At 55.8% G+C, this 13,712-nt stretch carries 10 protein-coding genes; 8 read left to right on the forward strand and 2 right to left on the reverse strand.

The annotated features are described in order from the left end of the window. The first annotated feature begins 117 nt into the window (after positions 1-117). Genes PA598K_RS28415 through PA598K_RS28435 form a run of 5 tightly spaced genes read left to right on the forward strand, consistent with a single transcriptional unit; the run spans position 118 to position 5,901 of the window. Positions 118-726, forward strand: coding sequence for an HD-GYP domain-containing protein (locus PA598K_RS28415; protein ID WP_260405658.1), 609 nt, complete (start codon positions 118-120; stop codon positions 724-726). 16 nt (positions 727-742) lie between these two features. Beyond that, positions 743-1,801, forward strand: coding sequence for a protein-glutamate methylesterase/protein-glutamine glutaminase (locus PA598K_RS28420; RefSeq protein WP_128660178.1), 1,059 nt, complete (start codon positions 743-745; stop codon positions 1,799-1,801). Between the two features lie 26 nt (positions 1,802-1,827). After that, positions 1,828-2,256, forward strand: a complete 429-nt coding sequence (locus PA598K_RS28425) for a chemotaxis protein CheW (RefSeq protein WP_128660179.1) — start codon at positions 1,828-1,830, stop codon at positions 2,254-2,256. Between the two features lie 13 nt (positions 2,257-2,269). Then, on the forward strand, positions 2,270-4,267 hold the full coding sequence (locus PA598K_RS28430) for a chemotaxis protein CheA (RefSeq protein WP_128660180.1): 1,998 nt from the start codon (positions 2,270-2,272) through the stop codon (positions 4,265-4,267). 44 nt (positions 4,268-4,311) lie between these two features. Further along, entirely contained in the window at positions 4,312-5,901 is a 1,590-nt protein-coding gene (locus tag PA598K_RS28435) for a methyl-accepting chemotaxis protein (RefSeq protein WP_128660181.1), read from the forward strand. 222 nt (positions 5,902-6,123) lie between these two features. On the opposite strand, the gene PA598K_RS28440 is transcribed toward PA598K_RS28435, so the two are convergent. Further along, the gene (locus tag PA598K_RS28440; protein ID WP_128660182.1) at positions 6,124-7,446 is read right to left on the reverse strand and encodes a glutamate-1-semialdehyde 2,1-aminomutase; all 1,323 of its coding nucleotides are present in this window, start codon (positions 7,444-7,446) and stop codon (positions 6,124-6,126) included. 157 nt (positions 7,447-7,603) lie between these two features. After that, the gene (locus PA598K_RS28445; protein ID WP_185602275.1) at positions 7,604-9,874 is read right to left on the reverse strand and encodes a helix-turn-helix domain-containing protein; all 2,271 of its coding nucleotides are present in this window, start codon (positions 9,872-9,874) and stop codon (positions 7,604-7,606) included. 284 nt (positions 9,875-10,158) lie between these two features. Here PA598K_RS28445 and PA598K_RS28450 point away from each other — a divergent pair, with 284 nt between their 5' ends. From PA598K_RS28450 to PA598K_RS28460, 3 genes are all read left to right on the forward strand, one after another. Continuing rightward, entirely contained in the window at positions 10,159-11,118 is a 960-nt protein-coding gene (locus PA598K_RS28450) for an ABC transporter permease (protein WP_128660184.1), read from the forward strand. Between the two features lie 9 nt (positions 11,119-11,127). After that, on the forward strand, positions 11,128-11,997 hold the full coding sequence (locus PA598K_RS28455; protein ID WP_128660185.1) for a carbohydrate ABC transporter permease: 870 nt from the start codon (positions 11,128-11,130) through the stop codon (positions 11,995-11,997). Positions 11,998-12,058: 61 nt separating this feature from the next. Next, a complete protein-coding gene (locus tag PA598K_RS28460) occupies positions 12,059-13,696 on the forward strand; it encodes an extracellular solute-binding protein (RefSeq protein ID WP_128660186.1) in 1,638 nt (545 codons plus the stop codon). Positions 13,697-13,712: the final 16 nt, after the last annotated feature.

The raw sequence follows: 13,712 nt of genomic DNA on the forward strand, positions 1-13,712 counted from the left end.
ATGTCGCACAACTATTATTGTACGCCATTCCACTATATCGACCAAAAAGGTCATTCTTTGTAGGGAGGAATAGTGGAAGATGATGGAACTGGTGCAAGGAGGATGCTTGTGGTAACGATGCTTATGTTCAAAAAGCCGATCGTTCATCGTTTTGGCGATCTATTGGGTGTGGGAAGCTGGATGGGGCTGTTGAAGCAGAAAACGCCTGAAACCTACGAGCATTGCAGTCGGGTAGCGTTGCTGGCGGAAAAAATGGCGATGGCGCTGCAATTTAGCAAGTCAGAGACCGACAGACTGATGAGAGGCTGCTTCGTCCATGATCTGGGTAAAGTGATGATCACGCGGGAGATCCTGTACCAACGCAATCCGTTGACGGCCGAGCAGTGGGTCATCATGAAGTTGCATCCGGAGCTCGGGGCAGAGCTGCTGGAGCTCCAGCCGAAATTCGATCCTGCCATTATCAAGCTCGTCAGGCATCATCACGAACGATGGGACGGCAACGGCTACCCGGACAAGCTGCGAGGCGAGGAGATTCCGCTCTATGCCCGGATCTGCGCGGTGCTGGACGCTTACGACAGCATGACCTCTAATCGGCCCTATAGCCAGGCGATCACGCCCGATCAAGCGAGAGAGGAGCTCCTAAAGCATAGCGGGACGCAGTTTGATGGCCATATTGTCGATGTATTCCTTCGCGTACAACAGGAGTTTCGGAATTTCAACAAGTAGAGAGGAAGCCTGAGCAATGGCAGTCAGAGTTCTTGTCGTCGATGATTCGACCTTTATGAGAAGTTTCCTGATCAAATATATCGACGCCGATCCGAGGCTCGAGGTAGTCGGTACGGCTGCCAACGGGCTGGAAGCGATCGAGCGAGTCCAGACACTGAGGCCGGACGTCGTGAGTCTCGATATCGAGATGCCGAAGATGAACGGCCTTGAGGCGTTGCGGACGATCATGCGCGTGCGCCCGGTGCCGGTCATTATGCTCAGCTCGCTCACCAGCAACGGAGCAACGGAGACGATGGAGTCGCTCCAGATCGGAGCGATCGACTTTGTACATAAGCCGACGTCGACCTTTGCCCTTAACATCCATCGCATCATGTCGGAGCTCAATGACAAGCTCTACGCGGCAGCTGCCGTAAAGCTGAAGCCTCCCGTACGGCTGCGGGAGCGACCGGCCGGGAGCGTACGTTCAGGCGTCGCTGAGGCAGATTGGGGGAGCGAAGTGCGGCAAATCGTGGCGATCGGAACCTCGACGGGCGGCCCGCAGGCGTTGACGTCGCTACTCTCGGGGCTGGAGGAGGGATGGCCGTGTCCGGTGCTGATCGTCCAGCATATGCCGGCGTTATTCACGACCTCGCTCGCTGCGAGGCTCCACAAGCTCTCCCCGATGCCAGTAGCCGAAGCGGTCGACGGGGAGCCGCTGCGCAACGGTCGCGTCTACCTCGCGCCGGGCGACCATCATATGACGGTGCAGCGCGAGGGCGACGGCTATCGGATCGGATTAAGCCAAGGGGCGGAGCGCAGCGGACATCGGCCTTCGGTCGACGAGCTGTTCGCCTCGCTGACGCCGCTAGAGGAGCTGAGTCGCCATCTGGTCCTGCTGACGGGGATGGGCAAGGATGGCGTGGAGGAGATGGTGCGAGCCCGCAGGAGCGCCAAGGTTACGACAGTCGCCGAGGCTCGCGAGAGCTGCGTCATCTATGGCATGCCCCGAGCCGCCGTCGAAGCGGGCGGGGCGGAGCATGTCGTGCCGCTGGATGGCATGGTAGCGTTTCTCACGGGCTGCCTGAATAGATCATGACAGAGAAGAGAGAGGAGGACAGATCAATGTTGGCTTCAATGACGGAGCAATATGTAGAGTTCGGCGTAGGAGAGGAATGCTACGCGATACGGATAGCCGATGTGCATGAGATTATCAAGCTTCAGGAGATTACGGATGTTCCAAACTGCCATTATTATGTGCGGGGCGTTATTAATCTGCGGGGCAAAATCGTGCCGGTGATCAGTCTGCGCAGCTTGTTCGCGCTGGAGGAGGCGCCGCCGACCAAGGCGACGCGGATCGTCGTCGTGGCGCATGCCAACGATGCGGTCGGCCTGATCGTCGATCATGTCAACCAGGTTGCTTTATTCTCGGATATTCAACCTCCGCCGGAGCGGGTGGGCGGCATTAGCGGCTCGTATTTTGTGGGAATCGGCATTACTTCAGATGGATTGGTCGGCATACTCAAATTGGACGAAGTGCTTATACAGAACTGAAGGTGGGCGTGTCATGATTGATTTGTCAGAATTTCGCGACATCTTCCTGGAAGAGTTAAACGAGCAGCTCCAGATGATCGAGGAGGAGCTGCTGACGCTGGAGCGAGAGGGCGGGACCGAGGCGGGGATCGGGCGCTTGTTCCGTGCCGCGCATACGCTTAAGGGCTCCTCGGCGGCGATGGGCTACGTCAGGCTGAAGGAGCTCACCCATGAGATGGAGCATGTGCTGGAGCGGCTGCGGAGCCGAGAGCTGCTCGTCACCGAAGCGCTGATCGGCGTGTTTTTCAAAGGGTTGGATGGCCTGCGCCAGCTGCAGAGCGAGATCGTGCAAAACGATGCCGAGCATTCGAATATGGACGAGCTGATCCGCGGCCTTCGCAGTTCTGCCGAAGCGCCTGTTCCAAGGGTGCAGAAGACGTTGCCGCTGCTGCCAAGCGACGTCTATCAGACCTTCGAGCGGCTGACAGATGCCGAGAGGCCGCTGCGGTGGTTGACCGTGCGCTTGTCGGCCCGATGCGAGATGCGATATGTCAGATTCCAGATTATCGAGCGCGAGCTGGAGGAGCTGCCCGGCCTGGTCTGGCGCGAGCTGGACGACACGGCAACGCCGGAGGAGACAGCCGATACGGCGCGTTGGCTCGTCTCCAGCTCGCTGTCGGACACGGAGCTTGTCGATATCGCGGCAGCGCTGATGGATGTCGAAGAGGCGAGGCTGGAGGAGATCGCGATCGAGCAGCTGCGGAGTCGGCCGGAGCCTGTGTTGGTCGAGGAAGAGGCAGAGGCGTTGCCCGCATTTGCTCCCTCGGAGCCGCGCCCGGACCGGACGAAGCAGACGTCGATCCGCGTCAATGTAGAACGGCTGGAGCGGATGATGAATCTGGTCGGCGAGCTGGTCATCGATCAGACTCGCATCCAGCAGGCCGGCAAGCTGCTGCGCCAACGATTTGGACCGGACGAGGCCTTCGAAGACTTCTCGCAGCTCTCGGATCATCTGACGCGCACGGTAGGCGAACTGCAGGAGAGCGTCATGAAGGTGCGGATGCTACCCCTGGAGCAGTTGTTCAACCGCTTCCCTCGTCTGGTGCGCGACCTTTCCCTCTCGTTGGACAAGGAAGTGGAGCTGGTGCTGGAGGGCAAGGACACGGAGCTGGACCGCAACCTGATCGAAGAGATCGGCGATCCGCTCATCCATCTGGTGCGCAATGCGATCGACCACGGGCTGGAGCGGCCCGAGGAGCGTCTGGCCGCCGGCAAGCCAGCGCGAGGGACGCTGCGGATCGCTGCCGCGCATGAGGATGATCAGGTGAGCCTGGTCATCGAGGATGATGGCGCCGGCATCCAGACGGACAAGCTGCGACAGAAGGCGGTCGATCGCGGATTGCTGAGCGAGGCGGAGGCAGCGCAGCTGTCGGAGCGCGACGCTGTCCAATTGATCTTCCACCCGGGTCTGTCCACTGCCTCGCGAGTGAGCGACGTATCCGGCCGAGGCGTCGGCATGGATATCGTCCGCAACGATATCGAACGGATGAATGGTCTGATCGATATCGACACGGAGCCGGGGCGAGGCACGCGCTTCAAGATCCGGTTGCCGCTGACGCTGGCGATCACGACCGGACTCGTCATCATCATCGGCGGCCGGACATTCATCGTGCCGATGAGCAATGTCGCGGAGATCGTGCGGATCGAGCAGGCGGCGGTCAAGACGGTGCGCGGCGTGCCGGTGCTGACCTTGCGCGACCAGGTCATCCCGGTCGTCCATATCCATCGTTACTTCGGATACGAGGAGACGGGCACGGACAGGCGGTTCCGTCCGATCGTCATCATCGGGCGCGCGGAAAAGCGGATCGCGCTCGGCGTGGATGAGCTGGTCGGCAATCAGGAGATCGTCGTTCGTTCGCTAGGCTCCTATATCGGCAAGGTCGAGGGCATCTCGGGCGCGACGATCCTCGGCGACGGCAAGGTCGCGCTCATCCTGGAGACAGGCGGCATTATGAAGATGATCAATCGCTAACAATGACTATGCAGGCATCCAGAGGCCTTGGGAGGACTTGAGGTATGAATTGGTTTATGAATTTGCGCACGAGCGTTAAATTGACATCGGCTTTTTTGATCATCGCTGTGCTGCTTTCCTTCGTCGGGCTGTTTGGGGTCTCCACGATGGGCAAATTGAACGGAAGTCTGGATACGATGTATGAGGATAATCTGGTCCCTGTACAGGAGGTGCTGGAAGCGCGAGGCAAGTATTTGGAGATGCGCGTGTTGATCCGGGATGTGGCGTTAGCTGAGAGCAACGAGGCTGTAAGAGAGCTGGAGGGACGGGCCGAGGCGCTGAAAAGCGGCGTGGATGCCAACATTGCGACCTTCAGAACAACCAAGCAAAGCGAAGCGCTAATCGAGGCGATGTCGGGATTCGACGAAAACTGGCGGATTTATAATGAAATCTACAAGCAGTCGCTTCAATATGCTCTGACAGGTCAAGAGGAGGGGCTGATATCGCTAATCAACGGCGACCTGGCAAGATATGGACAGACGCTGGTGACTATCATCGACAAGACCGTCGATGTCAATATGAAGGAAGCGATCCAGGCCAAGGAGGAAGGCGAGCAATTGTATAATTCCTCCCGAAACATAACGATCGGCATCCTCGTCGCTGCTGTGATCCTCTGCATCGCCCTTGGCACGATCATCTCCCGCATCATCTCGGTGCCGCTCGGCAAGGTTGCCGTACTCGTCAATCAGGTGGCTCAAGGCGACCTGCGTCAGACGATCGGCATCCGCACGAAGGACGAGATCGGTCAGCTGGCGATGTCGATCGATACCATGGTAGCCAACCTGCGCCAGATCATCGGCGGCATCCTCAGCTCCGCCCAGAGCGTCTCCGCTGCCGCTGAGCAGATATCGGCCAGCACGCAGGAGGTTGCCAGCGGCAGCGCCAATCAGGCCAATGCGGCGCAGACGATCAACGAGCTGTTCGTGGAGCTGTCGTCGGCGATTCACTCGGTCGCGCAAAATACCGAGCAGGCTTCGGAGATCGCCGAATCGACGATGACGCTGGCCCGCGAAGGCAGCGAGGTCATCCGTTCCTCGGTCGATAGCATGCAACAGGTCAACGGGCAGATGCGCAAGCTCGAAGGCGACTCCCTGCGGATCGGCGAGATCATCGAGGTCATCGAGGATATCGCCGACCAGACCAACCTGCTGGCGCTTAATGCAGCGATCGAGGCGGCGCGCGCCGGCGAGCAGGGCAGAGGCTTTGCAGTCGTAGCCGATGAGGTGCGCAAGCTGGCCGAGCGCAGCGGCGAGGCGACCAAGCAGATCGCAGGCATCATCAAAGGCATGCAGGAGAACACCCGTCAGAGCGTCCTCGCCGTCCAGGAGAGCACGCTGCTCTCGGAGAAGACGGGCGATTCGTTCCGCAGCATCGCCAACAGGGTCGATGAATCCGGGCAAAAGGTGGCGGAGATCGCGGCTGCGAGCGAGGAGCAGGCGGCCCAGTCCTCGACGGTCCTGACAGCGGTCGAGAACATCTCGTCGGTCACGGAGGAGGCGGCTGCGAGCAGCGAGGAGACGGCAGCCACCGCGCAGTCGCTCGCGCAGCTCGCCGAGGATCTGCAGCATTCGGTATCGACATTCAAGCTGGATTGATCGGCAGCGGCAGGAGCAGGAGCCTCGGGCGCTCCCGCCAGCTGCACAAATAGCGTTGCGAGAGCTGGGCTCTCGCAACGCTTGTCCGCGTTTATTCGGTTTTCCGGATGGCGTAGCGCCAGCTGGCTGGGGCGGGAGCTGAGCGGCATCGTCACCGGTAGGCGAGGCTATAGCGCCAGCGAGGTTGCAACGCCAGCGAAGCCCCAGCCCCGGCGATCGCAGCTACAGCGCTAGCGAAGCGAACGCCGCCTCTGCCGCCTCCAGCGTCTGATCGATATCCTCGTCGGTGTGAGCGGTCGTCAGGAACCAGGCCTCGTACTTGGAGGGGGCCAGACAGACGCCGCGGTCGAGCATGACGCGGAAGTAGCGGCCGAACAGCTCGCCGTCCGTCGCCTGCGCCTCCTCGTAGTCAGTGACGGGATGATCGCAGAAATGCATCGAGAACGAGCCGCGAATCCGGTTGATCGTCACCGGCACGCCATGACGTGCCGCGATCTGCGCCAACCCCTCGGTCAGCCGGATCGTCAGATGCTCCATACGTTCGTATACGCCCGCCTCCTGCAGCACCTCCAGACAAGCGATGCCTGCGGAGATCGAGGCGGGATTGCCTGCCATCGTACCGGCCTGATAAGCCGGACCAAGCGGCGCTACCTTCTCCATAATCTCCCGGCGTCCGCCATAAGCGCCGATCGGCAGACCGCCGCCGATGATCTTGCCAAGCGCGGTCAGATCGGGGCGGATCGCCTCCGGGTCAGGGAAGACGCTGTACGTCTGGGCTGCGCCGTAGTGGAAACGGAAGGCGCTGATCACCTCGTCGTAGATGACGAGCGCGCCTGCTGCCCGCGTGAGGCGGCAGAGCGTCTCCAGATAGCCGGGACGCGGCATCACCATGCCGAAGTTGCCGACGATCGGCTCGATCATCACAGCGGCGACCTGGGGGCCCCAGACGGCGAGCGCCTCCTCCAGCGCCGCCGGGTCGTTGAACGGCACAGTGATGATCTCCTGGGCGATGCTGCCGGGCACGCCAGCGCTGTCGGGGATGCCGAGCGTTGAGGGGCCGGAGCCTGCGGCGACCAGCACGAGGTCGGAGTGGCCGTGGTAGCAGCCGGCGAACTTGATGATCTTGCTGCGGCCGGTATAGGCGCGAGCGACCCGGATCGTCGTCATGACCGCCTCGGTGCCGGAGTTGACGAAGCGCACCTTGTCCATCGACGGGATCGCTTCCTTGAGCATGCGGGCGAGCCGGATCTCCAGCTCGGTCGGCGTGCCGTAGAGCGTGCCGGCCTGAGCGGCGGCGACGATCGCCTCCGTCACATGCGGATGGGCGTGGCCGGTGATGATCGGGCCGTAGGCGGCCAGATAATCGATGTAGCGATGATCGTCGACGTCCCAGAAGTGCGCGCCTGCGGCCCGCTTCATGAAGACGGGGGCGCCGCCGCCGACCGCCTTGAACGAACGGGAGGGGCTGTTGACGCCGCCGACGATATGCTCCAGCGCTTCCGCATAGAGCTGCTCGGAGCGCGGCCGATCTTGATTTGATGCCATGAGTGGTAACCTCCATAAGTCATTTAGGCCGTGAAACGTTTGCCATGCATACGTGTCTATCGTAACAAAAAAGCACGTTCCTCTACAATCCTCCTACTCCTGCGCGGCGCGCGCTGCGGAGCTGCAGCCGGACCGTTCTTGCTTGAAGAGCGCTCGGCTACTGTGGCGTATGGTGCTGGTCCTCCTGAACGACGTTTTTCGCATATTGCCCCGGCGAGATGGCTTCATAGCGCTTGAACATGCGGATGAAGGAATTGACATTGGTATAGCCTACTCGCGCAGCGACATCGCTAATTTTCAGTTGCTCCTCGGCCAGCAGTTGCTTGGCTCTCTTGATGCGATACATATTCAGGTAATCCTTGAAGTTCTCGCCGAGGATGCTCTTGAAGAGCGTACTCGTGTACGCGGTCGAAAAGCCCAGATGCTCGGCAAGATCGGCAAGCGAAAAATCGGTATGATAGTTGTTGACGATGTAGGCGTTCATTTGCTGGAGGATGGAATGCTCCAAGGTGTCGGATTGCTTTTTGAAGGACGTCGCAATCGTATGAAAAAGATAAACGATCTTGTCTTCAAACTGCTTTTTGTTGTCGCTTTTTTTGAGCTCGCTGTAAATAAGCGTCCCTTCGTCAAAAAAATATTCGATGGGCTTGTTTGTCATGTCCAGCACGCGATTAATCGTAGCGCTTAGCGCGAAAACAAGCTGCGAGTGGGTTTCCAGACTGAGCGTTCGCTTCACCAGATTTTCTTGCACGATACGTTGGACGATCATATCCGCCTCCGAGACCTGGCCGCGAATCATCGTATGGATCAAATCATGCTCGAGCTGAATCGGATAAAAATAAGCCTCCTGATGGCGCGAATGGATCGTCTCGGCATGGATGACCTTTTTTTCATCGATGGCAAATCGCTTCTCTAGCACGTTCAGCGTGCCAGAGAAGCTGCTGGCCAAGTCGGCAGGCTGCTCGCAGGGCTCGCCGATCACAGCGATCAGACTGACCGCAATATGGGACTCGATCTCGGCAATCAGCTCATTGATTAACTGCGTTAGCTTGAGTCGATCTTCATCCTTTGTGACGAACACAAACTGGTTTTTGGAGATCTGAAGGAAGATATAATCAAAATTATCTTGCAAGTGCGCGTTGATGTGCTTGGATATCATCGCGTCAATCAGGACAAGCGCATTCGTGTGCAGCTCTTCCTGAAGCTGGTCGTACGCATCGATTTGAATAATGACCAGCCGTACGGTCTCCTCCAAAATATGCAGCCCATTTTGGCGGAGCTGCTCCTTCATTTCATGCTCGGACACCAGGCCGAATAAAAGCTGCTTCAGGAAGCGTTCCTTTTGCGGAAGCTTGTTCTTCTGTATAATCTCGGACAGCTCGCGGTTCGTTTCATGGACCGTTGTCAACGTATTCTGGATATACAGAAACTCGTCTTTTTCCTGAAACGGTTCGTATTGTCCGAGATGACCGAGAATGTTCCTGACAGGCCTGTACAGGTAAGTCGACATTTTGGAGATAATCAGATAGCCGAGCAACAACAAGGAGACGCACAGTATCCCGGCCTGCAAGAGCAACTGCTGCATCGATTTTATAAAAAAGCTTTTCGGCGTTACCGATACATAATACCAGTCGAGTACACTTGATTTACGGTACATATATTCATATTTTCGGTCAGTCTGGGTGTCGTTGCCGGCGCTCAGCAGCTTGCTGCGGAGCTCCTCGGTCAACAAGCTCTCGATCGTGCTTGTTGCCTTGACCGAGTCGATGGCGATGATCTGCTCGTTGTTGAGAATCGTAACGGCTTCGCTTGGGTACAGATCGAGGGACAACAGCAGTGGCTTGTCCAGAATATACAGCTCCACGGCGTCGGCATTTTTGAAGCTGACATGTTTTTTGGCTAACAGCAGCTTTTTTCCTTGCGCAGGGGAATCGATATTGAAGGTGAAGTAGGCCAGCGCGCTGCCCTGTCTGGCAAAAGAATCATAAAAAAAGGGCGTGTCGATTTCCGGGGCCCCGAGCTGTTCGAAGAAACGGTCAATCGATAGTACGCCCTCGTGCGTAACGACCGTATTGTCCGCCAGCTTTAACAAGGCGATAGACAAGCCCAAGCGCGCTGATATCGCATGTGTTTTGGCGAGCTCCTCCCGAACCTTGGCAATATTGTAGCTGTCGGTGGTCGGGAGTCTCATAAACTTCATCATTTCCAGATTCGTGGATAGCTGAGCCATCGTTTCGAAGCCTAGCAGCAGACTATTGTCGATATTGCGGCTGATCTGATCGAGGACGAGATGCTGCTTGGCCTTCATGGTATGCTGATTGATCTGATTCCCTTTGTAGAAGATCGTTACCGAGATGGCTGCGGCAAACACAATAAATAGGACAAAATACGCCTGAAATATTTTTTTGTAAAAGGCGGCTTTCTTCAAATCGCGATTCCCCCAGATAAATGTAAGCGTTTTTAGTAACCTCATTATAAAGACCTGTCTTCATCCCCGCAATATAAAAAGTGGAAGACATCGCTCGACCAAAAAAATGAATACATCCAAAGAAAGGCATATGGGTCCCCAAACCGAAAAACGGCGCATGACTGAAAGAAATGCAGATTTACGACCCGGGCGCCGCGGCTTTACGATAGTCGCAGATTAATCGTTCATCACGGGGCAGTCGTTCTTAAGCCAGCGCGATGGATGAAGGTTTGGGAGGGTAACAAATGAGAACGGATACAGGCGCGATGAAGCCTGCAGCAAAAGCCCGATATCAGGCATGGTCGCAGCTTCAGAAGGATGTGTGGAAGGACAGATATCTTTACCTTATTTTTTCCCCGGTATTATTGTTTTATATTATGTTTCAGTACGTGCCCTTATATGGCATCCAGGTTGCTTTCAAGAAGTACAACCTCTTTACCGGCATCGTAGATAGTCCATGGGTAGGGTTCGATCAATTCATCAAGTTTTTTAGCGGTCCTTACTTTTGGCGAACGCTGGAGAACACGTTTGCGATCAGCTTATACGGCTTGTTATTCGGATTTCCGATTCCGATCATCCTTGCCTTGCTGTTAAATGAGGTTCGGAAGCTGCGATTCAAAAAGCTGATCCAGACAGTATCGTATTTGCCGCACTTTGTATCCTCAGTCGTGATTGCAGGCATCGCCGTCAACTTTTTGTCTCCGAGTCATGGATTGGTCAATAAAATCATCGCCTTGTTCGGAGGAGAAAAAATTTACTTTCTGATTTTGCCCGAATATTTCAGGACGATTTTTACAAGCGTTAACATATGGGCAGGCGCAGGGTTTGCCTCGATCATCTATATTGCGGCGCTAAGCGGCGTCGATTCCGAGCTGTATGAGGCCGCCAGGATCGATGGCGCCAACAAGTGGAAGCAATTATGGCATGTTACGCTGCCGGGCATTATGCCGACGATTGTCATTATGCTCATTTTGCGCATCGGCCAGTTGCTCAATGTCGGATATGAGATGATTATTTTGATGTATCAGCCTTCGACCTATGAAACGGCGGATGTCATCAGCTCCTATGTTTACAGGCAAGCCTTTCAAGGCGCCGATTACGGTCTTGCAACCGCAGTCGATCTCTTCGATAGCGTGGTCGCGCTGGTCCTCGTGTTTGCAGCCAACAAGCTGAGCAAAAAATTGACGGATACCGGCATCTGGTAGGGAGGCATCATGAAAAATTCATTTGGCGAACGCATATTCAGCTTGTTTAATTATCTGGCCTTGTCGCTCGTTGGCATCGTGACGCTGTATCCTTTCGTCTATATTCTCTCGGTCTCGATCAGCGATGTAAGCGCTGTAGAGAGAGGAGCGGTATGGCTATTGCCGCAGGGCTTCAATTTTAGCGCTTATGAGCGGCTCATCTCGGACAGCAGCTTTTGGCTTGCCTATCGCAATTCGCTCATCTTGTTAGCTGCCGGTACAGCTGTCAACGTGCTGTTAACGATTTGCGCCGCTTACCCGCTTTCGCGCAAGCGATTTCGAGGCAAAGTCATCTTCACCTTTATGATTGCGTTTACGATGTGGTTCAAGACGCCGATGATTCCTTTTTATCTGATGATGAAAACGTATGGCATGGAAAATTCGATATCCGGGCTAATCTTTGGTTTTGCCGTCAGTGCATTTTATGTCATTTTGCTTCGCACTTACTTCCAATCGGTCCCCGATGCGCTGGAGGAATCGGCTAAAATAGACGGCGCCAACGATTTTATTATTATGATGCGCATCTATATTCCGTTGTCGCTTCCCGCAATTGCAACGATAGCCTTGTATTACGCCGTAGGACGCTGGAATTCTTATTTCTGGGCCATGATCCTGCTGCGCGACGATGACAAGATTATGCTGCAGGTGTTGTTGCAAAAGCTGGTCGTACAGATGAATCTGACGGATCAGGTCGGGATGGTCGGGGATTTCGGAGCGATCAACTCCGAAACGTTCATTTATGCTACGATTGTCGTCGCTACGCTGCCGATGTTGATGATTTATCCTTTTGTGCAACGCTATTTTGTCAAAGGGGTTATGATTGGCGCGGTTAAAGGGTGACGCTATCGTTTGTCATAGCTTCAAGAAAACATACACAATTTTGAGGGAGGGTTACGTTTTTATGAAGATCAAAAAAGGATGGCAAATGTTGATGGTGAGCTGTTTGCTCGCGGGCGTGCTGGCAGGCTGTCAGTCGCAGACAGAGAATGGGGGATCGGAGGCTGCGGGCACAACGCCGCCGACCGAATCGACCGCAACGTCGTCCGCCGGGTCGAGCGAGACGAAGGCCGAGGAGTCGCTGCTTGCCAGCAAAGAGCCGTTGGAGCTGAGTATCTATTATCACTACTACAACGGACCGTTCAAGGATGATTGGCAGGTCTACCAGAAGGCGGCTGAGTTCACCAATGTAACCTTGAAGGGCGTGGTCGCCCAGGCGCAAAGCGACCGCAGCATATCGTTTAATACGACCATGGCTGTGCGGCCGTTGCCGGATATCGTGGCCAATAAGGTAAATGCGATTAACGAATTTGCATTGATGGGTGCGTTCCAGCCGCTGGAGGAGCTGATCGAACAATACGCTCCGAACATCAGGAAGTACCTGGAGGAGAATCCGGAGGAGAAAGACAAATGGCGAGCTTCGGACGGAAAGATCTATTTTATCCCGAATGTGCAGGAGCAATACGTTAACAGCACGTGGTTTATCCGGCAGGACTGGCTGGAGATGGCGAATCTCGAGGCGCCGCAAACCGTCGACGAATTTTACAACGCGATCAAAACCATTCAAAATATGGATCCTAACGGGAACGGGCAAAAGGATGAGGTGGGCATCTTCGCCAGATCCGGTATGAATACGGTGCGTGCGCTGTTGACCCTGTTCGGCGTCAAGGGGCAGAGCAACTACTACTATTATGTCGATGCAGACGACACCATCAAGAGCAGCTTCTATGATCCGGAGTTCAAAACGGGCATGAGCGAGCTCGCCAAATGGTACAAGGAAGGTCTGATCGATCAGGAGCTGTTTACGCGGACGAACCCGCGCGAGACGTTGCTGGGCAACAATCAGGGGATTGCGATCTGGGACGCTCCAGGCAGCACCTCGACCTTCAATCGCAGACTGGAATCGCAAATTCCGGGCTTCAATCTGCAAATGCTGACACATCCCAAGGATGTGAACGGCAATCGGGTCGACCTTACTCGTTCCTCGTTTACCAATACGGAAGTATGGGGAATGTCAAGCGACAACGAGCATCCGGAAGAAACGATGAAGTATTTTGATTTTTGGTACAGCGAGCAAGGCAAGCTGCTGAACTCGATGGGCGTGGAAGGCCTCTCCTACGATTTGGTCGATGGCAAGCCAACGTTCAAGGACAGCTTTGCGAACAATCCCGAGAAGGCGCTCAATGAAATGATGGACAGCATCGGCGGAGCGCAGCAGATCGGCGGGTTCGTCACGATGGATTATTGGAAGGGCTTGCTTGAGCCGAACGCCTATGACAAGCTGCAACGGGTCATGGAGGAGGTCAGCTATGCTGACGGCTTCCCGCAATTGCCGTTCAACGACGATGAGGTGGGGCGCAACCGCGAGCTGTATTCGGCGATCCAAACGTATGTCTCTGAAAAAATGACCAAATGGGTGTTGGGCGCGGAAGAGGTGGAAGGCTCTTACGATCAGTTTGTCAAAGAGCTTAAAAGCCTGGGACTGGACGAAATGATGGACATTTATAATACGGCCTACGCACGATTGAAAGCCGCGAAATAAAGCTTGACGGAGGTCT

This window comes from Paenibacillus sp. 598K, assembly GCF_003851045.1.
Lineage (GTDB): Bacteria > Bacillota > Bacilli > Paenibacillales > Paenibacillaceae > Paenibacillus_D.